At 34.4% G+C, this 23,664-nt stretch carries 23 protein-coding genes; 21 read left to right on the top strand and 2 right to left on the bottom strand.

Annotation, left to right across the window (positions count from 1 at the left end; genetic code table 11):
* Nucleotides 1-46: 46 nt before the first annotated feature.
* Genes JMI89_RS01000 through JMI89_RS00985 form a run of 4 tightly spaced genes read left to right on the top strand, consistent with a single transcriptional unit; the run spans nucleotide 47 to nucleotide 1,854 of the window.
* A complete protein-coding gene (locus tag JMI89_RS01000) occupies nucleotides 47-529 on the top strand; it encodes a prepilin-type N-terminal cleavage/methylation domain-containing protein (RefSeq protein ID WP_246415108.1) in 483 nt (160 codons plus the stop codon).
* On the top strand, nucleotides 523-1,080 hold the full coding sequence (locus JMI89_RS00995) for a prepilin peptidase-dependent protein (RefSeq protein ID WP_187755660.1): 558 nt from the start codon (nucleotides 523-525) through the stop codon (nucleotides 1,078-1,080). Before JMI89_RS01000 ends, JMI89_RS00995 begins: the two co-directional genes overlap by 7 nt.
* Nucleotides 1,058-1,528 (top strand): DUF2509 family protein, encoded by a 471-nt coding sequence (locus JMI89_RS00990; protein WP_187755659.1) that lies wholly within the window; start codon nucleotides 1,058-1,060, stop codon nucleotides 1,526-1,528. The genes JMI89_RS00995 and JMI89_RS00990 overlap by 23 nt, the downstream gene beginning before the upstream one ends.
* A 2-nt stretch (nucleotides 1,529-1,530) precedes the next feature.
* A complete protein-coding gene (locus tag JMI89_RS00985; protein ID WP_220679189.1) occupies nucleotides 1,531-1,854 on the top strand; it encodes a prepilin-type N-terminal cleavage/methylation domain-containing protein in 324 nt (107 codons plus the stop codon).
* Between the two features lie 209 nt (nucleotides 1,855-2,063).
* Here the strand turns inward: JMI89_RS00985 and rhlB are convergent, their stop codons facing one another.
* Nucleotides 2,064-3,311, bottom strand: coding sequence for an ATP-dependent RNA helicase RhlB (gene rhlB, locus JMI89_RS00980; RefSeq protein ID WP_220679092.1), 1,248 nt, complete (start codon nucleotides 3,309-3,311; stop codon nucleotides 2,064-2,066).
* Nucleotides 3,312-3,483: 172 nt separating this feature from the next.
* On the opposite strand from rhlB, the gene trxA reads away from it, so the two are divergent.
* The 7 genes from trxA (at nucleotide 3,484) to ubiB (ending at nucleotide 9,850) form a co-directional block, all read left to right on the top strand.
* Nucleotides 3,484-3,810: a thioredoxin TrxA gene (trxA, locus tag JMI89_RS00975; RefSeq protein WP_187755657.1), complete on the top strand. Its 327-nt coding sequence runs from the start codon at nucleotides 3,484-3,486 to the stop codon at nucleotides 3,808-3,810.
* 332 nt (nucleotides 3,811-4,142) lie between these two features.
* Entirely contained in the window at nucleotides 4,143-4,616 is a 474-nt protein-coding gene (ribE, locus tag JMI89_RS00970; RefSeq protein WP_187755656.1) for a 6,7-dimethyl-8-ribityllumazine synthase, read from the top strand.
* A 3-nt stretch (nucleotides 4,617-4,619) separates the two neighbouring features.
* Nucleotides 4,620-5,042 (top strand): transcription antitermination factor NusB, encoded by a 423-nt coding sequence (nusB, locus tag JMI89_RS00965; RefSeq protein WP_187755655.1) that lies wholly within the window; start codon nucleotides 4,620-4,622, stop codon nucleotides 5,040-5,042.
* Nucleotides 5,043-5,056: 14 nt separating this feature from the next.
* Nucleotides 5,057-6,157 carry a tRNA/rRNA methyltransferase gene (locus JMI89_RS00960; RefSeq protein WP_187755654.1) on the top strand — a complete coding sequence of 367 codons (1,101 nt, stop codon included), beginning with the start codon at nucleotides 5,057-5,059 and terminating at the stop codon, nucleotides 6,155-6,157.
* A gap of 228 nt (nucleotides 6,158-6,385) precedes the next feature.
* Entirely contained in the window at nucleotides 6,386-7,321 is a 936-nt protein-coding gene (nadR, locus tag JMI89_RS00955) for a multifunctional transcriptional regulator/nicotinamide-nucleotide adenylyltransferase/ribosylnicotinamide kinase NadR (protein WP_220679091.1), read from the top strand.
* A gap of 195 nt (nucleotides 7,322-7,516) precedes the next feature.
* Nucleotides 7,517-8,299 carry a bifunctional demethylmenaquinone methyltransferase/2-methoxy-6-polyprenyl-1,4-benzoquinol methylase UbiE gene (gene ubiE / locus JMI89_RS00950; protein WP_187755652.1) on the top strand — a complete coding sequence of 261 codons (783 nt, stop codon included), beginning with the start codon at nucleotides 7,517-7,519 and terminating at the stop codon, nucleotides 8,297-8,299.
* A 12-nt stretch (nucleotides 8,300-8,311) separates the two neighbouring features.
* On the top strand, nucleotides 8,312-9,850 hold the full coding sequence (gene ubiB, locus JMI89_RS00945; RefSeq protein ID WP_220679089.1) for a ubiquinone biosynthesis regulatory protein kinase UbiB: 1,539 nt from the start codon (nucleotides 8,312-8,314) through the stop codon (nucleotides 9,848-9,850).
* A gap of 312 nt (nucleotides 9,851-10,162) precedes the next feature.
* Here the strand turns inward: ubiB and JMI89_RS00940 are convergent, their stop codons facing one another.
* Entirely contained in the window at nucleotides 10,163-10,666 is a 504-nt protein-coding gene (locus tag JMI89_RS00940) for a single-stranded DNA-binding protein (protein ID WP_187755650.1), read from the bottom strand.
* Nucleotides 10,667-11,039: 373 nt separating this feature from the next.
* On the opposite strand from JMI89_RS00940, the gene purE reads away from it, so the two are divergent.
* From purE to JMI89_RS00890, 10 genes are all read left to right on the top strand, one after another.
* A complete protein-coding gene (gene purE / locus JMI89_RS00935) occupies nucleotides 11,040-11,567 on the top strand; it encodes a 5-(carboxyamino)imidazole ribonucleotide mutase (protein WP_187755649.1) in 528 nt (175 codons plus the stop codon).
* Between the two features lie 27 nt (nucleotides 11,568-11,594).
* On the top strand, nucleotides 11,595-12,677 hold the full coding sequence (purK, locus tag JMI89_RS00930; protein WP_220679088.1) for a 5-(carboxyamino)imidazole ribonucleotide synthase: 1,083 nt from the start codon (nucleotides 11,595-11,597) through the stop codon (nucleotides 12,675-12,677).
* 5 nt (nucleotides 12,678-12,682) lie between these two features.
* Nucleotides 12,683-14,188 (top strand): dGTPase, encoded by a 1,506-nt coding sequence (gene dgt, locus JMI89_RS00925; protein WP_187755647.1) that lies wholly within the window; start codon nucleotides 12,683-12,685, stop codon nucleotides 14,186-14,188.
* A gap of 274 nt (nucleotides 14,189-14,462) precedes the next feature.
* Complete coding sequence (gene glnK / locus JMI89_RS00920) at nucleotides 14,463-14,801, top strand: P-II family nitrogen regulator (protein ID WP_187755646.1); 339 nt, start codon at nucleotides 14,463-14,465, stop codon at nucleotides 14,799-14,801.
* A gap of 77 nt (nucleotides 14,802-14,878) precedes the next feature.
* Nucleotides 14,879-16,183 (top strand): ammonium transporter AmtB, encoded by a 1,305-nt coding sequence (gene amtB / locus JMI89_RS00915; RefSeq protein WP_255562833.1) that lies wholly within the window; start codon nucleotides 14,879-14,881, stop codon nucleotides 16,181-16,183.
* Nucleotides 16,184-17,177: 994 nt separating this feature from the next.
* The gene (gene aat / locus JMI89_RS00910; protein ID WP_370633695.1) at nucleotides 17,178-17,825 is read left to right on the top strand and encodes a leucyl/phenylalanyl-tRNA--protein transferase; all 648 of its coding nucleotides are present in this window, start codon (nucleotides 17,178-17,180) and stop codon (nucleotides 17,823-17,825) included.
* Nucleotides 17,826-17,881: 56 nt separating this feature from the next.
* The gene (locus JMI89_RS00905; protein ID WP_220679085.1) at nucleotides 17,882-19,795 is read left to right on the top strand and encodes an extracellular solute-binding protein; all 1,914 of its coding nucleotides are present in this window, start codon (nucleotides 17,882-17,884) and stop codon (nucleotides 19,793-19,795) included.
* A gap of 14 nt (nucleotides 19,796-19,809) precedes the next feature.
* A complete protein-coding gene (locus tag JMI89_RS00900) occupies nucleotides 19,810-20,883 on the top strand; it encodes a microcin C ABC transporter permease YejB (RefSeq protein WP_187755643.1) in 1,074 nt (357 codons plus the stop codon).
* 3 nt (nucleotides 20,884-20,886) lie between these two features.
* Nucleotides 20,887-21,939, top strand: a complete 1,053-nt coding sequence (locus JMI89_RS00895) for an ABC transporter permease (protein WP_187755642.1) — start codon at nucleotides 20,887-20,889, stop codon at nucleotides 21,937-21,939.
* A complete protein-coding gene (locus JMI89_RS00890; RefSeq protein ID WP_370633689.1) occupies nucleotides 21,936-23,630 on the top strand; it encodes a dipeptide ABC transporter ATP-binding protein in 1,695 nt (564 codons plus the stop codon). Before JMI89_RS00895 ends, JMI89_RS00890 begins: the two co-directional genes overlap by 4 nt.
* The last annotated feature ends 34 nt before the right edge of the window (nucleotides 23,631-23,664 follow it).

The raw sequence follows: 23,664 nt of genomic DNA, 5'->3' as shown, positions 1-23,664 counted from the left end.
TAGTGTTTGATTTAATGTCATGTAAAATTTCTAAACTGGCTTAATTATGTATCACAATGGTTATTCACTTTTGGAGCTTTTGATCGTGATTGCAATAAGTTCAATAATGGTGATGATGACTATCACAAATTGGCGGGATATGCGATTACAAAATGAATTAGCAAATGGTACATTAGAATTAGTTGCTTTTTTCAACCAAGTTAAAAGTGATGCTAATATATTTAATCGTAATAATGCTATTTATATCGCATATAAAAATCATCAGGAATGGCAGCTAATAGTAGTTGATAATGAACAAGCGGATTATACTCATCCTTATTTTAAATTTATTGGGAAAACCCAACAAGTTGATATTGTTGAGGTTAATGTCGAGCCTATTTTAATATTCCATGGACGTAGAAGTATGGCGCAGCCAGCGACCATTAAACTTAAAAATGCTCTGGGAGAAAGCAGGATTATCGTTTCAACCAGAGGGCGTATTCGTTTTTGTTCGGCAAATGTTTATTTGGCTGGATTTCCAAAATGTTAAAAACTGGTTTTACCTTATTGGAAATGTTGTTATGTTTAATTTTAACTTCTTTATTAATGATGATAATAATGGCTTTTTACCCAAAATTGCAAACTGATACGATACAATTTTATCAACAGTATCGGTTACAAGAAACCATTAACCAAACTTTATCAGGGTTAATTAAAGATATTAAACGTGCAGGTTTTTTAGCTAATCATTTAGATAATTTAAAAAAAACAGCAATCCTTATCGAGGATAATAATCAATGTATTATAATTCGCTATGATCTGCATCGTTCTGGAGAATGGCGTGAAGATAAACACAACTTGAATAGTTCAGATATTTTTGTTTATCGCTACGCTAATAATAATGTTGTGTATCGATTAGGAATTCCACATTGTTATGGACAAGGTTGGGAAAAACTTTTTGACAATAATGAAGTCGATGTGACTTTGTTTGAAATTTATCAACGTGCACATTTCATAGAAATTCGATTAACAGCACAAATAAAGGGAAATCATTCGATAACGCATTCGAGAATTCATTATGTTAAGACTGAAAATCTTTAGCATGATCGCAATGAGACAAGCTTTTAAGCTATTACAATTACCATCTAAAGGATTTAGTTCGTTACAAATGATTTTGATTATAATGTCATTAGGCATCATCATGATGAAAACTTTTAGTCATATTTCGACGTTATGGCAAAAAGATTATATTCAATATAAACGTTATTACCAGCAATTTAATCAAGCACAATCATCAATTGAATGGGCCATAACTCAGCAATGGACTATACCAACTGAACATTGGCAATGTCAGGAACTGTTAACTTATCAACTTTCCGCTTGCATAAAAGTCGCAGGATTGTTAAACGGTGAGTATGTGATTGTTAAAGGCGAATTCCAACGATTCAAACTTTTTCATTTGGCAACATTGTATAATGGTAAATTAACATTACAGCAAGGACATTGGTTAGATTATTGTCCAAATAACAAAAGTCAATATTGTGAGTGATTATGACGGATAATCATTTTACAGGATTTAGTTTGATAGAATTATTGGTTTCAATATTACTATTTTCAATTGTAATGTTAGGGTTAGTTGAATTTCAGACGGTTTTAACATCGACAATATGGCAAGCCAAAAATAGACATATTGCACAAACTATGGCATTTGAAATCCTCGATCGTTATCCAGATACTCAAATCATAAATTTACCAGCACAGTGGAACTTTAAAATCATGACAACCAGATATCACCAATGCCAAATTGTTAAGGTAATAATTTGGATACCATCGGCTGAGGAAATAAGTCAACAACGCTGGTTTTGTCGACTATAGTTTATACTTATTGGTTATTGTTTTCGGTTTTGTGGACCATCATTTTCCTAAGTGAAAGGTTATTTTAATTACATAAACTAATTTACCGAAATAAATCTCTAGCGATGACTGTGATTGTGTTTTTTGTGAATTGATTAGTTAAGTAAAAAGATAGTGATGTTAAAAAAGAGCCATTTAGACTCTTTTTAAAAATAGCGATTATAAAATCATTATGATGATTTATGTTGAGGTCGTTTATTGCGCCGATTATTATATGGTTTTGATGCTTTAGGTTTTGGTAAATCGGTTAATAACGCATTTGCATCATAGTGACTAACCGGGATAATATGTCCAATTGCAGATTCAATGGCAGGCAGGTTAGGCGCATAACGCTCACAGGCAAATGAGATTGAGCAACCTTCTGCACCAGCTCGTCCTGTTCTACCGATACGGTGCCGATAATCATCGCAGTCATCAGGCAGATCATAATTGAAAACATGCGTTACATGTGGAATATGTAAACCACGTGCTGCCACATCCGTAGCAACTAAAATATCTAACTCACCTTGAGTGAATTTATCTAAAACAGCCAAGCGTTTTTTCTGAGCAATATCCCCATTGAGTAAACCAACACGATGTCCGTCAGCCATCAGGTGGCGCCAAATTTTATCACAAGTCACTTTAGTATTAGCAAAAACAATACAACGTTCAGGCCATTCTTCTTCAATTAAGGTTTGCAATAAAGCTAATTTATCTTCATCGGAAGGAAAAAATAACTCTTCTTTTATACGATGACCTATTTTCTGTTCAGGTTCAACTTCAATATATTGTGGATCATTCATATGTTCAAATGCCAATTCTCGCACATTGTGTGATAATGTTGCGGAAAATAACATTGTTAACCGTTGCTTAGGTGGGGCCATATGCCGGAATAACCAACGAATATCACGAATAAAACCTAAATCGAACATACGATCTGCTTCATCAAGTACGACGACTTGAATCGCGGCTAAATTGACATAATTTTGTTTAGCATAGTCAATTAATCTCCCTGTCGTAGCAATTAAAATATCCACACCGTCAGATAAAGTTTTCAATTGCTTATCGTAACCATCACCACCAAACGCCAATCCGAGTTTTAAACCTGTCGTTGCTGAAAGCATTTGTGCGTCATGGTGAATTTGCACAACTAATTCACGAGTCGGCGCTATAATGACTGCACGGGGTTGATTATTTTGATGTTTTTCCAAAGGTGGATGATTCAGTAAATAATTATACGTAGCAGTGAGAAATGCGATAGTTTTACCTGTTCCTGTCTGTCCTTGTCCAGCAATATCCATTCCTTTAACTGTAAAAGGTAAAGATTTTTCTTGAATCGGTGTACAAAATTTGAAACCATTTTTCTGCAATGCAGAAAGTACTAATGGGTGAAGTGGCAACTGGTTAAACTCTGTTTTCGTGAGGTAAGATTGGGTCATAAATAAAATTTAAATTAGTCATTTCAAACAATTGCAGTATTATACCACAGTCGTGTCTAAACTCGCACCAATTATTAGTTCCTATTATATTAATTGATAGTGAATGGTTGTAAAGTAACATACTATAATTAAGTAATATATAATTATTCGCATGCAAAATACGGAGAATAACATGAGTAATGCAATTATTTCCTTAACTGAAGCAAATTTTGAAAAAACTTTAGCTGAAGCAAGTCAACCCGTTTTAGTCGATTTTTGGGCCGATTGGTGTGGTCCTTGCAAAATGGTTGCACCAATATTAGAAGACATAGCCCAAGAATTTGCAGATAAATTAGTTGTTGCAAAGCTTAATGTCGATCAAAATCCATCTATTTCGCCAAAATTTGGTATTCGTGGTATACCGACCTTATTATTATTTAAGAATGGTAAAGTCGTGGCCACACAAGTAGGTGCGTTATCTAAGATACAATTAAAAACGTTTTTAGATAATCATCTTTAATTCTAAACAGTACATTTATTTAACCACGCAGTAAATGACTGCGTGGCTTGTTTTTATAGTTCTTCAATCTACTAATTTTTTTGTAATCTCGTCTAATTATTCGACAAACTTAGCAAAAATAAATTGCTCATATAATAGCTATTGATGGATCAAATTCAATATTCAATGAGATTCATCCGCCAAATTTAAATATTAAATCAAATTTCATTCATTTGCGATGATTAGTATCAAAATCGCCATAGCGAAAAGCTGAATATATGCTAAAATTAGCTCAGGTTAAAGGCTAGTAAAAGCTAGTCATTTGGGATTCGCTAAATATTCGAGGAATAATCATGCAAGTTATTGAGGGGCAAGTAGCTGCACCCCATGCAAAAGTCGCTATTATTGTCGCACGTTTCAATCATTTTATAAATGATAGCCTTGTTGAAGGTGCCATCGATGCGCTAAAACGAATTGGGCAAGTCGAAGATAAAAATATTACTGTTATTAAAGTTCCGGGAGCTTTTGAGATTCCTTTAACGGTTAAGGCTGTTGCTGAAAGTAAAAAATATGACGCTGTGGTCGCATTAGGTACGGTAATTCGTGGTAGCACTGCTCATTTTGATTATGTCGCTGGTGAATCAAGTTCTGGTATATTATCTACCAGTTTAGCTCATTCCCTACCTGTTGGCTTTGGTATTTTAACAACAGAAAATATCGAGCAGGCGATTGAACGAGCAGGCACCAAAGCTGGAAATAAAGGGGCAGAAGCAGCTTTAACCGCACTAGAAATGTATAACACTTTAAACAGTATCAAGAAGGGGTAAATAGTGACGACTAACGCTAATCCTCGTCGTCGTGCACGTGAGTGTGCAGTTCAGGCAATCTATTCATGGCAAGTTTCTAAAAATGACTTATCAGAAGTTGAAGTCAATTTTATGGCTGAACAAGATATGAAAGGAGTCGATAAAAAGTATTTTCGAGAATTATTACATGGGGTAGCTTCGCATACGACTGAACTTGATGAAAAAATGGAGCCATTTCTGAATGAACGAAGTCTAAATGAATTAGGTTTTGTAGAACATGCTATTTTAAGAATTGCGGTTTATGAACTTCTCAAACGTGAAGATGTTCCTTATAAAGTTGTCATTAATGAAGCAATTGATTTAACTAAAACTTTTGGTGCTGAAGATAGCCATAAGTTTATAAATGGTGTACTGGATAAAGTTGCGCCAACAATACGAACCCGGTAAATAGTGAGCATATTATGAATGACAATCAATCAGCCGATAAACAAGGAAAGCCTACGGTTTTTTATGCTAAAAAATCTGCTGAAAGTAAATCATCTCAACGTTCTTATCAAGGCAATGATAGTCGTCATCAAAGAGGCTCGGCTCCACGACACGATCAAGATAAATCATCCCATGATAAACGTCGTACCGAACGTTCGAAGATGAATCGTGAAACTATCAAAGATAATCGTATCGAAATGTTTAGGCCACGTTCTCGAAATAACAGCGTGACATCTCATGAATCGCCTTGGAAAAGTCGGGTACAGAAATCTGAGCAACTAGCTACATTTGAAAATGATACGACGATACTTTCAAATCAACAATTGAAACGTCAGCGTAAAGAAGAAACATTAGTTTATAGCGAAAATAGTTGTAAAGCTATTTTTGCTAAACGGCCTGAATCGATTATTAAAGCTTTTTTCTTACAAGAAAAAACCCATGAATTTAAACCGTTGATAGCTTGGTTAGTTGAACGTCGGCTTGGTTACGATATCGTAGATGATGCGCATATGAGTAAAATTGCTCAGACACAACATCATGGTGGAGTGTGTTTGATTGTGAAAAAACGCTCTTCTTTGACTACGGCAACATATCTGGCTCAAAATAATGATGCTAAATATGATTATGTAATGGCAATTGATGATATCAATAACCCACATAATTTAGGTGCAATCGCTCGGACAGCCGCTTTTTTTAAAGTAAATGGCGTAATGTTACGACAACCCGATATTCTAGATAATGGTGCCTCTTTACGTGTTTCTGAAGGTGGAGCAGAATATCTTACGCCAATTAAAGCTGATGATTTTATTGTTTCACTTGATCAGTTTAAACAATATGGATATCAAATTGTTGCTCTTTTACCTTGTAAAGTGAATACAATAAAAGCGGAAAATTTAACTAAATTATCGGTGCGTGCCAAAACCGTCTTTGTCATTTTCCAACAAATCAATCTTAAATTAGTCGAATTTGCTGATAAAGTTGTTTATTTATCGGGTAGTGAGGCGATGCCAGCTTTAAATATTTCTGTTTTAAGTGGCATTTTACTAGCTAAAATTGACCGAACTCATACTAAGTAAAAATTTACATTAGGAAGCTAATAAAGATTTTTTTAGAGTGCTAATTTAGCACTCTATTTAAAATTAAGAAAAATACAATAATACAGAGTATATATATTAATTTAGTATAATTTTCATTTTATAAACGTGTTTTCCTATATTTTTTACTTGAAATAAAATATATTTTGGATACATTGTATCGGTTAAGAAAATATATCTCTCTATCATTACAATATTTGTAGCACTATTATGAAAACTAAGCGTAAAATCGGAGTTATTTTTGGTAAATTTTATCCGTTACATTGTGGTCATATTTATCTTATTGAAAAAGCCATAACGCAAGTTGATGAACTACATGTTTTCCTAGGTTGTGAGCCAGCCAGAGACTTAAAACTATTTGAAGCAAGTGGTATGTTACGCCAGCCACAAGTTAGAGACCGATTTTACTGGTTAAAAAAAACCTTCCAACATCATCGTAATATTCATATTCATGTTTTAGACGAAAGCGGAATCGCTTATTATCCCAACGGTTGGCAAGATTGGAGTGATCGGGTTAAGGCGATTTTAGCTAAACATCAAGTTAAACCAATGGTTATCTTTACCAGCGAACAACAAGATGTTGCCAATCATGAACGCTATTTTAATTGTAGCGTAAAGCTCATTGATGTTAATCGTGATTTTATTAATATTAGTGCGACAAAAATTCGTCAAAATCCCTTTCAACATTGGCAATATATTTCCCAAGTTGCTCGACCATTCTTCGTCATGAAAATAGCTTTAGTTGGTAAACTAAATCAATTTGATCAACTGGCCATGCAATTAGCCAATATTTTTAATACGCGTTATGTAACGAATGGTTATATTAACTATTTTCAAAACGATCATCATCACAAAGTTTCTTCAACACTAAATGAGGCTGATTATATCCGCATTGCCATGTTACAAGCACAACGTATTGATGATGCTGCTACTTGTGCTAACAAATTATTATTTACCGCATTTGATTTTGAAACTTTATATCATCATTATCAACGATCTTTTCGTAAAGATAATCAGATTTTAAAAGAATTAATTAATAATTATCCCTTTGATTTAGTTATTCATTCTCATGATTTTAATCCACATGAAAGTCAGCTGGCTATTTTTGAATCTGTTATTGAGCGAATTAAGATTAAGCTAGAATAGACATTATTAGCACATTAAATCAATTAAGCATATCTTCACCCGATTATAGGTAAAAGTACCAATCAATTCTTAGTGAATCAAAGATTTTACTTTTCTAATAGTTGAAGTCTAAATGGCTATCATCGCCTTAATTGTATAGTGTAGCATTAGGCGATATGTTAAAATAACGCAAATTTTTATTAAATGGTTTTCATTATGTCAAAAATCCATGATCAACCACGACACGATCAACACCAGCAAGAAACAATTGATTTTGGTTTCACACAGATTCCTAAACAAGAAAAAGAAAAACGAGTTGCCGATGTATTTCATTCTGTTGCTGATAAATATGATGTTATGAATGACTTAATGTCATTTGGTATTCATCGGCTTTGGAAGAAAATCACTATTGAGTATAGTGGTATAAGGCAAGGGCAAAAAGTACTTGATCTAGCTGGCGGAACCGGTGATCTAACTGCTAAATTTTCGCAATTAGTAGGCGATGATGGATTAGTAATATTAGCTGATATCAATGATTCCATGCTTGAAGTTGGTCGTGAAAAGTTGCGTGATAAAGGTTTATTTAAAAATATTGAATATGTACAAGCAAATGCCGAAGCGTTACCTTTTGCTGACAATAGTTTTGATTGTATTACGATTTCATTTGGTTTACGTAATGTAACGAATAAAGATCAAGCACTCAAATCAATGTGGCGAGTACTGAAGCCAGGTGGACGTTTATTAATTTTAGAATTTTCCAAACCAGAATATAAATTATTGAATAAAGCATATGATCTTTATTCATTTACAATGTTACCGTTAATGGGAAAAATTGTTGCTAATGATGCCGATAGTTATCGTTATTTAGCTGAATCAATTCGCATGCATCCTGACCAACTTAAATTGAAAAATATGATGGAGCTGGCCGGTTTTAAAGATGTGCAATATCATAATATGACAGGTGGTATTGTAGCATTGCATCTTGGTTTTAAATTTTAATTGAGGATGCTAATGAAGTATTGGCGACTTTATCAAATCATGGCGGCATTTCGCGCTTTTCAATTAGCTGAACTATTTCCTAAATCGATCTTACCAAACCGATTTAAATTTGTCCTTTTTATGATGTTTTGGGTATCGAAAAAAGCTAAACATTGTAATAGAGGAGAACGTTTAAAATTGGCTTTACAAGAACTTGGGCCAATTTGGGTTAAATTAGGGCAAATGTTGTCTACCAGACAAGATCTCTTACCCGATGATTTGTTAATTTCTTTATCGCAATTACAAGACCAAGTTAAACCATTTGATGGTGAACAAGCAAAACATATCATTGAACAAGCTTTATCAACGTCAATCGAAACGCTTTTTGATGATTTTCAGTTTACGCCTCTTGCTTCAGCTTCGATTGCTCAAGTGCATTCAGCCAAATTGAAAAGTAGTGGGGCAGCGGTAATTATTAAAGTATTACGGCCGAATATTCAACCACTCATTAAAGCCGATATTGCAGTAATGTATTGGTGTGCGGAGCGGTTGGTAAAAATGAATTATGATGCTAGGCGCTTACGTTTGACTGAAGTAGTGAGTGATTATGAAAAAACGATTTTCAAAGAGTTAAATTTGCTGCAAGAAGCAGAAAATACCAAACGTTTACGGAATAACTTTATTAAAAGTGATATGCTCTATATTCCTTATGTTTATCGTGAGCTATGTCGAGCTAATGTTTTAGTGGAAGAGCGTATCTCTGGTATATCGATTAACAACATAGCAGAATTAAAAGAGCGAGGTGTTAATTTAAAATTATTGGCGGAGAGAGGCGTTGATATATTTTTTACGCAAATTTTTCGGGATAATTTTTTTCATGCGGATATGCATCCTGGAAATGTGTTTATTAATGCCAGTGATCCGATCAATCCAACCTATATCGGCATTGATTGTGCCATTATGGGAGAACTGAGTAAAGAAGATCAATATTTTCTGGCACAAAATTTTATTGCTTTTTTTAATCGTGATTATCAGAAAATTGCTGAATTATATATTGAATCAGGGTGGGTTCCTGAAGATACAAATGTTTTTGCTTTAGAAACAGCAATGCGAGAAGTGTGTGACCCAATTTTTGCCAAATCATTAGGAGAAATATCTTTTGCACAAATATTGTATAATTTATTTAATGTTGCTCGACAATTTAACATGGTGATTCAACCACAATTAGTGCTGCTGGAAAAAACGCTTTTTTATATCGAAGGATTAGGGCGTCGACTTTATCCTCAGTTGGATTTATGGTCTACGGCTAAACCATTTTTAGAAGCATGGTATCAAGAACAAATGAGTCCATTGCATATTGCTAAAAATATGATGCATGCTTTACCACAATGGCAAGATTTATTACCTGATTTACCAAAAAAATTAAAACAATTTGAAAAATCTAACCGGCAACTTATCCTACAGTTGAACGAACTTAATCTACAACTTTCACGAACAAAAAAATGGCTAATTAAACTATGGAGTGTGGTACTTTGTATTGTTGTTTTAAGTACTTTAATAAATTTATTTTAATCAGGAATCGATAGGGTAAGCATTTACCAATTATTCATTAAGTTGATTTTTTATGATTTACTACATTAGCAACGTTAATTCTGCTTTTTAGCAGGATAGTGTTTAATGAGTAATAGGTTAGCATTTGCAATGTGCCTTATCACTAAAAAATTAATAAGAGTGAATGATTTTTATAAGTTTATTTAGTGTAGATTATTATTCAACTATTTATATCTAATATTTTTAGTTGTAAGCTTATTTCAAGTAAAATGAAAACTAAAAAGGAAACCAAAGGATTCCTTTTTAGTCTCTTTAGTCAGAGGTGAATCTGACTTAAAAAGGGATCTCGTCATCAAAATCCATTGGTGGTTCATTGGACGGTATTGGTTGTTGTGGTGCAGCAGCGGGTTGGCGAGCGGCAGGAGCAGACGATTGGTTATTTGCACTTTGCCCCCAATTTTGGGTTGCTGCATCATCAAAGTTAGTATTACGGCTACCCAAAATTTGTAATGTTCCACCAATATTAACCACGATTTCAGTAGTGTAACGTTCCTGACCGGATTGATCTTGCCATTTACGGGTTTGTAATTGACCTTCAATATAAACTTGCGAACCTTTTCTTAAATATTCACCAGCGATTTCGGCTAATTTGCCAAAAATGACAACTCGATGCCATTCTGTACGATCTTTCTGCTCACCAGTTTGCTTATCTTTCCACGTTTCGGACGTCGCGACACTTATATTAGTTACTGCGCCACCATTAGGTAAATAACGAACTTCGGGATCTTGCCCTAAATTACCTACTAAAATGACTTTATTAATACCTCGACTTGCCATTGATAAACTCCTAAACGTTTTAATATAATCTATTATTCATTGTTTGATATTGTAACATGTGCACATGTGATTGCTAATAGTATTTGTATTTACAAAATATATTTTGCGATGTTTATTTTACTTTAAACTATATTTTATCTGAATTTTACAAATGTTTAACATTTATAATTGATGAAATCTTTGATAGCCAAGTAAAAATAAGGGCAAGAATTTATTGTAGAATTTAAAACCTAGGTGAATGCTGAACATTTTATCAATATGTCTTGTGGTAAATAAGGTACTAACTAAAAAGAAAAATTAAATGAATAAACGCTATACGGATAAACTTATTTCTTTATAATACTAAAACTTTAGAATGAGGGAATTAATGTTTATGTCTAAAATACCATTAACCAATTCTTCAGATTTATCAAAAAAAGCGAAAATTGCAATTGTTATGGGTTCAAAAAGTGATTGGGACACTATGCAACACAGTGCTGATCTTTTAACACAACTCCAACTTGCTTTTCATGTTGAAATTGTATCTGCACATCGAACGCCAGATAAATTATTCCTGTTTGCCGAGCAAGCCAAAGATAATGGATTTGAGGTAATTATTGCTGGTGCCGGAGGAGCTGCTCACTTGCCTGGTATGCTAGCGGCTAAAACGTTAGTCCCAGTGTTAGGGGTACCCGTACAAAGTGCTGCATTAAGTGGTATTGATAGTTTATATTCAATAGTGCAAATGCCAAAAGGAATTCCAGTTGGTACGTTAGCTATAGGTAAAGCAGGAGCAGCAAATGCCGCATTATTCGCTGCACAGATTCTAGCAATTAATGATAGGGTACTGTTTGCTAAACTGGAAAAATTCAGACAAGCGCAGACTAATGATGTACTAACAAATCCAGACCCAAGAAAATAAATAATAAACTAACATTAGGATTTAATCATGAAAAAAGTTTGTGTTCTCGGTGACGGTCAATTAGGTCGTATGCTAAGACAAGCTGGCGAACCATTAGGTATTCAAGTTTATCCTGTTGGTTTAGATGCCGATCCAACGATGGTTCCTTATCAAAATGCTGTCATCACTGCAGAAATTGAACGTTGGCCAGAAACACCATTTACTCGTATTTTGGCCAGTCATCATGCTTTCATTAATCGAGATGTTTTTCCACTTATTGCCGACCGTTTAAGGCAGAAGCAATTACTTGATGAACTTAATCTGCCAACTGCCAATTGGCAGCCATTAGACTCTTTCGCAGATTGGCCTAAATTATTAGCAAAATTGGGTCATACATTGATCGTTAAACGCCGGACTGGTGGTTATGATGGTAGAGGACAATGGCGTATCACTTCTGAGTTAACCGATCTAATCCCCGATGATGCTTATCAAGCGGCAATCGTTGAACAAGCAATAAACTTTAATGGTGAATTATCATTAATTGGTGCACGTAATCGACTAGGTAAAATGGTATTTTATCCAGTTACTTATAATCTTCACCAAAATAGTATATTAAAGATGAGTGTGGCTTTTGCCAATCCACATGAAATTTTACAAGCTAATGCTGAATCGATGCTAGCAACGATTATGGCTAAGCTAAATTACATTGGTGTTATGGCAATGGAATGTTTTGTTGTCGGTGATAAGTTATTAATTAATGAGTTAGCGCCACGCGTTCACAATAGCGGACATTGGACGCAAAATGGTGCGTCAATCAGTCAGTTTGAGTTGCATTTACGCGCTATTATGGATTTACCAATGCCGTCACCAGCTGTATTTGCAAATTCTGTAATGGTTAATCTGATTGGTATGTCTTACAATTGTGATTGGTTAACCGAATCGTTAGTTCACCTTCATTGGTATGAAAAGGCGGTAAGAGCTGGGCGTAAATTGGGGCATTTAAATTTGACTCATCAGAATTCACTGGAGTTATGTTTTTGCTTAGAACGTTTAACAACGACATTATCGGTAGATTATGCTTCAGCTATTGATTGGGCAAAAGCTGTTTTATTAAGCGAAGGTATCAATTAATAGCAATGCTATTAGGAGAATATGTGAAGATCAATTTTCATAAAAAAATAAGTTATCAACGTTACACGAAACAGACTAAATATAACGTTGGCGATGAATATTCCTTCATCCAATATTTTGAAAGTGATCGTGATCGCATTCTCAATTCCGCTGCCATTCGTCGCTTACAACAAAAAACACAAGTTTTTCCCTTAGAGCGTAATGCAGTTGTTAGGTCACGTTTAACCCATTCTTTAGAAGTTCAGCAAGTTGGTCGTTATATTGTGAAAGAAATCATGAATAATTTAACGAAAACAAATCAACTTAACCAATACGGATTGGATAATTTAGGCGTTGTTATTGAAAGTTTAGTGGAAATGGCGTGCCTAATGCATGATATTGGTAATCCACCCTTTGGTCATTTTGGTGAAGCTGCTATTAATAATTGGTTTAGTCAGCAATTAGCCGTTGAGCGTTCATCAAGTTATACTCCATTGAATTACCAACGAACACAACCAGAACTTGATGAATTACGCCGTAAAATTCGTCAGGATTTATGTCATTTCGATGGTAACGCGCAAGCCATTAGATTAGTTCACACAATCTTAAAATTGAATTTAACCTATTCACAAATCGCCTGCATTTTAAAATATACTAAACCCGCATACTGGCTTGCGCCAGTAAAAGATGAATTTCATTATCTTATGAAAAAATCAGGCTATTATTTATCGGAAGAATCTTTTGTTAACTCACTAATGGTAGAGCTTGATCAAGAACCGTTTCATCGTTATCCCTTAACTTACATTATGGAAGCAGCGGATGATATATCATACTGTATCGCAGATTTGGAAGATGCGGTTGAAAAAAGGATTTTGACGATTGAACGATTATATTTCTATTTACAGCAGGAATGGGGGCCTACTAAAAAAGGCGACCTTTTCGAGAGGGTGGTTGCGGGCGCCTATACCAGTGCATTGAGTGAAAAAAATGATTCCATGAGTGTAGATCAATTTTTTACATCCTTAAGAGTCAATACGACGGGTATTTTAGTTCCCCATGCTGCAGAACGTTTTATTGAAAATATTGAAGCAATTTATTCTGGTTCATTTAATCATGCTTTATTAGAAGATCATGATGCTGAATTTAAATTATTGGAAGTTTTTAAGAAGGTTGCATTTAAATATATTTTTAATCACGATAGTATCGAAACCATAGAATTGCAAGGCTATCGAATTATTACCGGTTTACTCGATATATACAATCCATTACTCAATATGCCAACAGACGATTTTTTGCAATTAACAACCAAAAATGGTCATCCACAATATATGATTGAAACGCGATTATTTCATAAACTTCCAGAAAAACATCGTCAAGCTTATCTGGAAGCGGTTTTACAAATTGAAAAAGCGGATGCCGCTTTTAACATTTGGGAGTTCTATTATCGAGCAAGATTATTACAGGATTATATTAGTGGTATGACCGATCATTTTGCTTATGATGAATATCGTAAATTAATGGTGAGTGATTAGCACTATATTAGTGCGATAGTGCATCGAGATTTCAATTTTCCATAAAATCATTCGATTGATTTAAATAAGCATGTAAAAGCAATACATTTCATTTTATTAAATTGACCAATTTATTGTTACATTGGCTGACCAGCAAAGAATAATTCGCTTTTATTTATCCAATGGATAATAACTTCTTTTATTTAGACATTTCATTCATGCTCATTATATAACAATGGTTTGGCATAACATTTGCATTAGATTAATTATTATTAGCAATGATGAGGATGATTTAATGAAATTAGTGACAGTAATTATTAAACCTTTCAAATTAGAAGAAGTTCGCGAAGCCTTGTCCAATATTAATATTACAGGATTGACGGTAACTGAAGTAAAGGGCTTTGGTCGACAAAAAGGTCATGCTGAACTCTATCGCGGTGCTGAGTACACAATTAACTTTTTACCCAAAGTCAAAATTGAAATTGGCATTTTAGATGAACAATTGGATGAAGTGATTTCAGCCATAACTAAAGCTGCTCACACCGGCAAAATCGGTGATGGCAAAATTTTTGTAACAGCTTTAGAAAGTGCTATTCGTATTCGTACAGGTGAGACGGATGAAGATGCACTTTAGTAAATTGTGCCAACGAATACTAATTTATTCAGTGATATTTATTCACATCAAAAAAATTTTGATAAGGAATATGTAAAATGATAAAAAAAATATTATTTATTCTGGGACTATTCACCTCAGGTCATGTATTAGCTGAAGAAATATTAATACAAGAAGTTGTTACAAATTCTTTAGCTGATAAAGCGGATAATGGTTTTATGATGATTTGTACAGCATTAGTGTTATTTATGTCCGTACCAGGTATTGCTTTATTTTATGGCGGTTTATTACGTTCGAAAAACATTTTATCGATGTTAACCCAAGTATTAGTGAGTTTTTCACTAATTGCTGTTTTATGGGTCGTTTATGGATATTCGTTAGCTTTTGGTGAAGGAAATTGGTTTTTTGGTAGTTTTGATTGGTTTTTGTTAAAAGGTATTAAGATAACGGATATCGAGGGAAGCATTTATCAATTTATCTGGATTGCTTTTCAAGGATCGTTTGCTTGTATCACTTGCTGTTTAATTTTAGGAGCCTTTGCTGAACGAGTTAAATTTTCTGCTGTATTAATTTTCATGGTGATTTGGTTTACTTTTTCTTATATACCTATGGCGCATATGGTTTGGGGGGGCGGAATTCTGGGCGATGAAGGTGCACTTGATTTTGCTGGTGGTACAGTCGTGCATATTAATGCTGCAGTAGCAGGCTTAATCGGTGCATATATGAGTGGTCATCGGGTAGGGTTTAATAAAGAACCACTCAAACCATTTAATTTAGGCTATGTCTATCTTGGTGCAGCTATTTTATACATCGGATGGTTTGGCTTTAATGCCGGTTCATCAACGCATGCTGATGAAATCGCAGGCTTAGCATTTATTAATACAGTGGTTGCCACAGCCAGTGGTGTATTGGCATGGACAGCCGTAGAATGGATTCATCGCGGTAAACCATCTTGTTTAGGCGCTTGTTCGGGAGTGATAGCTGGTTTAGTCGGTATTACACCAGCTGCTGGATTTGTAGGAGTCGGTGGGGCCTTGATTATTGGTTTAATTTGTGGCGCTGCAGGGGTATGGGGGGTATCGAGTTTAAAACGCTTATTAAAGGTTGATGATACTTGTGATGTATTTGGTGTACATGGTATATGTGGTATTGTCGGTTGTCTCTTAACGGCAATTTTCACAGCTGAATCATTAGGCGGTATCGGTTTTACTGACGATGTAACGATGATAAAACAGTTGGGTATCCAAACAATGAGTATAATTACTTGTATGGTATGGACGGCGGTCGTCGCGGTTATTGCTTTTAAAATAGCTGATCTCTTGGTCGGGTTACGTGTAAGCACCGATGATGAACGTGAAGGGTTGGATATTAATAGTCATGGTGAAAGTGCATTTAATGATTAATTGAATAATATTTTAATGTATTGAGGAGTTGAAATTGAAGGGCGGAGATATCGCCCTTATTTTAGACAGCGTAAAGTTTTTATTTTGTGTTGCGCAAATTGTTAAAATGATAAATTGTTCTTTGTATTTTTTACTTGCTGTTGCAATAAAGAGAGATCAATCTCATTGTTAAAAGTATAAGGGAAGAGCTGTTTAAAAGCAGCTTCAATCGAGAGGTGAGCTTCTTTTGACATAGTAAAATGATATATCTGTTTTTCACTATCACAGCTTAACAATTTTATTTTCCATAACTGTTTTTATCCTTATTGATAAGCTACTAAGAACGATTTTGGATAAATCGACGACATAAAATCGTTTATTATCGAATTGATAAGTTCAGCTTTGGTTTTGAAAGTACTTTCTTTGTCTTCAATAGCATAGAGCCAATTATATAAGAAAAAGCCTCTAATAGCATAGAATATCCGCCACAAATAACTGCGCCTCATCTGCGAATGAAAGGATATTTAAGTTTAGGGTAGTTGGATTTAAATTCAGATGTTGGAATATTATCGGTATGATCGCCTTGTTCACAAGCTACAAATGTAATATTTAATTTATCTAACAAAGCTAAATACATACCAAAAATGGAATTAATGATATTCATCATATACACTAAATTCAGCGAGTTTTTTGCAATGTTTACATTGGTGGAAGCACATTTTTTGCTTTTGTCCGATTACCGCCAGTACCCCAAATCAATAACATCATTTTCATCCATAGTCGTTATTATGATAAGTTATTATGCTAAAAAGCACAGCGATTATAAAATAACGTAATCATAAATGCGATATGAGATAAACAACCCAAGCATATTTTTAGTTGATTCGACTAAAAATGTTTATAATAGAAGTTTTTCACTTATTTATCCGTTATAATTTTCAATACTAATTAGCTTGTTAGGATTTTTGTATTGTTAACTTATTTAGACGAAAATTTAGCATTTCCTGACCCGAATATGGCTCTAATCAGACCAAACGGATTACTTGCTATGGGGGGAGATCTGTCACCTGAGCGTTTATCGGTTGCTTATCAACAGGGCATCTTTCCTTGGTATAACGATGATGAACCTATTTTATGGTGGTCTCCCGATCCCCGTGCAGTATTCGATCCGTTACAATTTCATATTAATCGAACATTTAATAAATTTTTGAAAAAGTGTGATTATAAAATCAGTATAAATCATGATTTTACAGCGGTTATAAAAGGGTGTGCGAAAAATCATGGTGAGACGTGGATTACGGATGAGATAATTGCTGCTTATATCCAATTCCATCAATTAGGTTTTGCTCATTCAGTTGAAGTTTGGCAGAATGATCAGTTGGTTGGTGGGTTATATGGTGTAGCACAAGGTGCTGTATTTTGTGGAGAATCCATGTTTAGCCTAAAAAGCAATGCTTCTAAAGTTGCATTATATGCTTTTAGCCGCCATTTTAGTCGATGTGGTGGTTTATTAATTGATTGTCAGGTAATCAATAACCATACCGCGTCATTAGGGGCGTTTGAGATACCACGCCAAAAATATTTACACTATTTAAAGCAATTACAAGTTATAAAATTGAAGTCATTTTGTTATGATAAGCAATATTTATGTTATCATTCATAGAGTTAAATAAAGATAATTTAATTTAATCGTCGCCTTGAAAAAATATCGAGAATAAAATGCACAAAAATAATATTAACAAAACATTTAATTCGGGAATCTTGTCAAAATTATTAGTAGTGTTATGTTCATTTGGTTGTTTTTTAACGCAGACGAACGCAGAGGAACTGGTTGGACCGTTACAGCTTGTAGAGCTTAGTGAGCAAGATGCAACACGTTCTGAAAAAATATATACGACCACACATTTTGCTTTATTTGGTCAACCTAAGTATGCCGAAAATTTCACCCATTTTGATTATGTTAATCCCAATGCACCAAAAGGGGGGATCATTCGTCAGGCTGAAATTGGCAGCTTCGATAATTTTAATCGTTTGGCTAGCCGTGGTGTGGCTGAAAGGCATTCGCATAGTCTATATGAAACGTTATTTACCACATCGGGCGATGAACTTGATAGCTATTATCCGTTATTAGCGAGCGAGATTACCTACTCTGATCAATATAAATGGGCTGAAGTCGTGCTTAATCCTAATGCCTGTTTTAGTGATGGTGTAGCTGTAACCGCGTACGACGTCGAATTTAGTTTCAATAAAATGATGGCAGAAGGTGTATCACAATATCGTATGTATTATCAAGGATATTCAGTGAAAGCACTTGATAAATATCGGGTTAGATTTGAATTACCGACACCAAATCGAGAGGATTTATTGAGTTTCGTCGGTGATTTTAGTGTGTTACCACAACATTTTTGGCAAGATAAAAATTTAGCCGAGCCATTGGCTACACCACCAATTGGTAGCGCACCTTATGTCATCAGTGATTTTAAATTAGGACAATATGCCATTTATCAATTAAATCCAAATTATTGGGGGAATAATCTGTCCGTAAATCAGGGGCTGAATAATTTTGAAATTAAACGGATCGATTATTATTCTGATGATGATGTTGCTTTAGAGGCTTTTAAAGCTGGAGAATATGATTTTCGTAGTGAATCACAACCTAAAAAATGGTTTACCCAATATCAAGGGAAATATTTTGATCAAGAGTATATCCTTAAACAACAGGATGATGTCACTAAGGCCATTAATTCAAGATGGCTTGCTTTTAATCTAGAAAGACCCCTGTTTCAAGATATTAAAGTTAGACAAGCCTTAACATTAGCATATGATTTTAAATGGTTAAATCACGTCTTTTATTACGACAGTTTTATTCAACCAATGAGTTTTTTCTCATACACACCTTATGCTGCACTTGGTAAACCCAGTGAACGGGAACGACAATTATTGATGCCTTATGCGGCTATTTTACCAGACACTGTATTTGGTGAAGCTTATAACATACCATCGAGCAATGGTGATGGATTTAATCGTGCTAATTTATTAAAGGCGAAACAGTTATTGCAACAAGCTGGATGGGTGATAAAAGATCATCGATTGGTGAATATACAAACAGGTGAACCATTTGAGTTTGAATTACTTACTTATATGGGAGCAGATAACAAATATGTAATACCATTTCAGCAAAATTTAGCCAAATTAGGTATTAAAATGAATGTCAGCTCGGTTGATTATGCCCAAATTACTCGCCGTTTACGTAAACGGGATTTTGATATGATTCCTACAAATTACAGTAAGATAGACTATCCTACTTCAGGATTAATGATACTATGGGGTAGTGAATATCTCAACTCAAGTTGGAACACTTCCGGGCTACATAATGCGGCAATTGATAGTTTAATTGCACTGATTCCAAATTATATTGATGATGAAGAAGAATTGCTTTATATCGGCCGAGCGTTGGATCGCGTATTAACCCATGCGTATCCAATGATCCCGATGTGGATGCCGCGTCAAATTCATTATGCATATTGGAATAAATTTGATAAACCAAAGATTAAGCCCGTTTACAGTATTGGTGTGAATACTTGGTGGTATGATGCCGATAAGGCAAATAAGTTACCTAAAAATAATGAGTAAAAGGAACAAATAACATGCTAAGTTATCTCATTCGGCGATTATTACTTATTATTCCCACTTTATTGGTTATCTTAACGATTAACTTTTTTGTTATACAAATTGCACCTGGAGGTCCGGTTGATCAGGCGATAGCGATGATTGAAATGGGAGCTGAAAGTGGACAAGTTTTGTTACCTAATAGTGAAAGGATGGTCATAAATCAAGAAAATCAATTTTATCGTGGAGCACGTGGATTAGATCCACAAATTATTTCTGCTATTGAAAAACAATATGGTTTTGATAAACCAATTTGGGAACGATATATTGATACAATAAAAAATTTTATTTGTTTTGATTTTGGCAATAGTTTTTTCAAAAGTGATTCTGTTATAAATTTAATTATAAATAGTCTTCCGGTTTCGATATCATTAGGTGTATGGACGACATTATTGATTTATTTAATCTCAATTCCATTAGGGATACATAAAGCAGTACAAGATGGCAGCCGATTTGATTTTTGGTCAAGTGTCGTGATTATTGTTGGTTACGCAATTCCAGCTTTTTTATTGGCAATTTTACTAATTATCCTATTTTCTGGTGGTGATTATTGGGATATTTTTCCTTTAAGAGGTTTAATATCAGCCAATTTCGATCAACTTGAAACTTGGGATAAAATCAAAGATTATCTATGGCATATTTGTTTACCCATTACTGCTATGGTGATGGGTGGCTTTGCTACTTTAACAATGCTCACCAAAAACTCATTTTTAGATGAAATTCGTAAACAATATGTTGTTACTGCCCGAGCAAAAGGACTAAGTGAACGACAGATTCTTTATCGTCATGTTTTTCGTAATGCAACATTATTGATTGTTTCTGGCTTTCCTGCTGCCTTTATTGGTATGATTTTTACCGAATCATTGTTAATTGAAGTAATTTTTTCTCTGCATGGATTAGGGTTACTGGGTTATGAAGCGATCATACAACGTGACTATCCAGTAATTTTTGGTACTTTATATATTTTTACATTAATTGGTTTAGTAACCAAATTGATTACAGATTTGACCTATATGTTAATTGATCCACGTATTGATTTTGAGGCACGATAATAAATGACGAATAAAACTAATCAATCATCGGCACCGTTAACAATCAATCAACGACGCTGGCAACGATTTAAAAATAATCGACGTGGTTATCTTTCATTATGGTTATTTGCGATTTTTTTCTTATTGAGTTTACTGTCAAATGTTCTAATGAATGATAAGCCAATATTGATAAAGTATCAGGATCATTTCTATTTTCCGATTATCGAAACCTATTCGGAATCGTCTTTTGGCGGTGATTTCGCGACACCAGCAAATTATCTTGAACCAATAATTATTGAAAATATAGAACAAAGTGGCGGATATATCATTTGGCCACCTTTCCGTTATAGTTATAAAACCTTAGTTTATAACACTGAAACTACTTTCCCAACACCACCATCGGCTGAGCATTGGTTGGGTACTACTGATGCAGGTTTTGATGTGATGGCTAATCTTTTATATGGCTTCCGTGTCTCAATGCTTTTTGCATTGCTGTTATGTTTTGTGACTTCATTAATTGGCATATTTTTTGGTGCCTTACAAGGTTATTATGGTGGTTGGGTCGATCTATTTGGTCAGCGTATTATTGAAATATGGAATGGTTTACCTGTCTTGTTTATGATTATTTTGTTGTCGAGCATAATGACACTTAATTTTTGGTGGCTATTAGCTATAACAATTTTATTTGGGTGGACAGCATTAGTTGGTGTTGTGCGTGCGGAGTTTTTGCGCACACGCAACTTTGAGTATATTTTAGCGGCTAAAGCATTAGGCTTGAGTCATCATAAAATTATGTTTAGGCATATTTTACCCAATGCGATGGTAGCTATTTTAACATTTTTACCTTTTATCTTATGCGGTTCTATCACTACTTTAACTTCACTGGATTTTCTTGGTTTTGGATTGCCTATTGATTCACCTTCTTTAGGACGATTATTACTACAAGGTAAAAATAATTTACAGGCCCCTTGGTTAGGTATAAGTTCATTTTTAATTATTGCAGTTTTATTATCTTTACTCATTTTTATCGGAGAAGCGGTGCGTGATGCCTTCGATCCTAACAAAGGAGTGAATTGATGAATCAACCTCTTTTGCATATTAATAATCTATCCATTGCATTTAAACAATCACACGGATTATTGCCAGTAGTAAAAAACATCAGTTTCTCTATTCAGGAACAGGAAACCGTGGCGCTTGTCGGTGAATCAGGCAGCGGTAAATCGATCACAGCATTATCTATTCTACAGTTAATACCCCCTGAAAAAGTTATTTATAACAGTGGTGAGATATGGTTTGCTAACCAGAACTTGTTATCTGTTAGTAATAAGGTAATGCGGAAAATCCGTGGGAATCATATTAGTATGATTTTTCAAGATCCAATGGTATCACTCAATCCACTTCATACCATTGAAAAGCAACTTTTCGAAGTATTATCCATACACATGGGCATACACAGCCATAACTTAGCTCGTAGTGAAATGATAAGTTATTTAGAACGTGTGGGTATTAAAAACGCCAAGAGCCGATTAAACCATTATCCTCATCAGCTTTCTGGCGGTGAAAGACAGCGGGTAATGATCGCTATGGCGATATTAACTAAGCCGCAATTATTAATTGCTGATGAGCCAACAACATCATTAGATATTTCGGTACAAGCACAAATTATTCAATTATTAAAAGAGTTAAAAAGTGAGCTAAATATGAGTATGCTGTTTATCTCACATAATTTAAGTGTGGTTAGAAAAATTGCTGATAATATTGCCGTGATGAAATATGGTGAAATCGTCGAATTTAATAATCGCCATCGCATTTTTTTACGACCTGAACATCAATATACCAAGCTATTAATTAATTCTGAACCAGAAGGAAACCCAATACCATTACCGAAAATGCCAGGAATTTTACTTAACGTTAATTATTTAAATGTTGAAGTAAAAACAAAGTTAGGTTGGTTTAAAAGGCAAAAACGCAAAATTGTTGATGATGTTGCTTTAGTCGTTCATGAAGGCGAAACGATAGGATTAGTTGGCGAGTCTGGTTCCGGTAAAACCACTACAGCATTGGCTATTCTGCGGTTAATTAAATCACAAGGTGATATTTGGTTCGATAGCCACTATTTATCCAAATTAAGTCAAAAAAAATTATTACCGTTTCGCAGTCGTATACAGGTAGTCTTTCAAGATCCCTTTTCATCGCTTGATCCCCGCCTTAATGTTGAGCAGATTATCAATGAGGGATTACGAGCACATAAAAAACTGAGTCATTCAGAATGTGAACAAAAAGTTATCCATATTATGCAAGAAGTTGGGTTGGATCCAAATTGGCGTTATCGTTATCCATCAGAATTTTCTGGTGGTCAGCGTCAACGTATTGCCTTAGCTCGAGCTCTTATATTGCAACCACAATTATTAGTTTTAGATGAGCCGACTTCATCATTGGATAGAACGGTTCAATTGCAAATTATTAATTTATTAAAGCTGTTACAACAAAGATATCAACTTAGTTATCTGTTTATCAGTCATGATCTTTCCTTGGTTTATTCTTTCTGTCATCAAATTATCGTTATGAAAAATGGACATATCGTCGAACAAGGTAAACGTGATCACATTTTTAGTGATCCCCAACATGACTATACCAAATTGTTATTATCGTGTTTAGATAAACCGTTTAAACAAAAAATACAAAACATGTCTGGCGGTGGCAATAAAAAAGATCCAAGCCAAATAAACTGGAGCGAGGCGTTATTATTCCGTAGTAGTGATCATTAATTGTGACACAAATATAAATAATATTGGTTTAATC

Origin of the sequence: Frischella sp. Ac48, assembly GCF_019641635.1 — a bacterium.
Lineage (GTDB): Bacteria > Pseudomonadota > Gammaproteobacteria > Enterobacterales > Orbaceae > Frischella > Frischella japonica.
The sequence above is the reverse complement of the archived record's forward strand: the minus strand, read 5'-3'. Positions and strand labels throughout refer to the sequence as shown.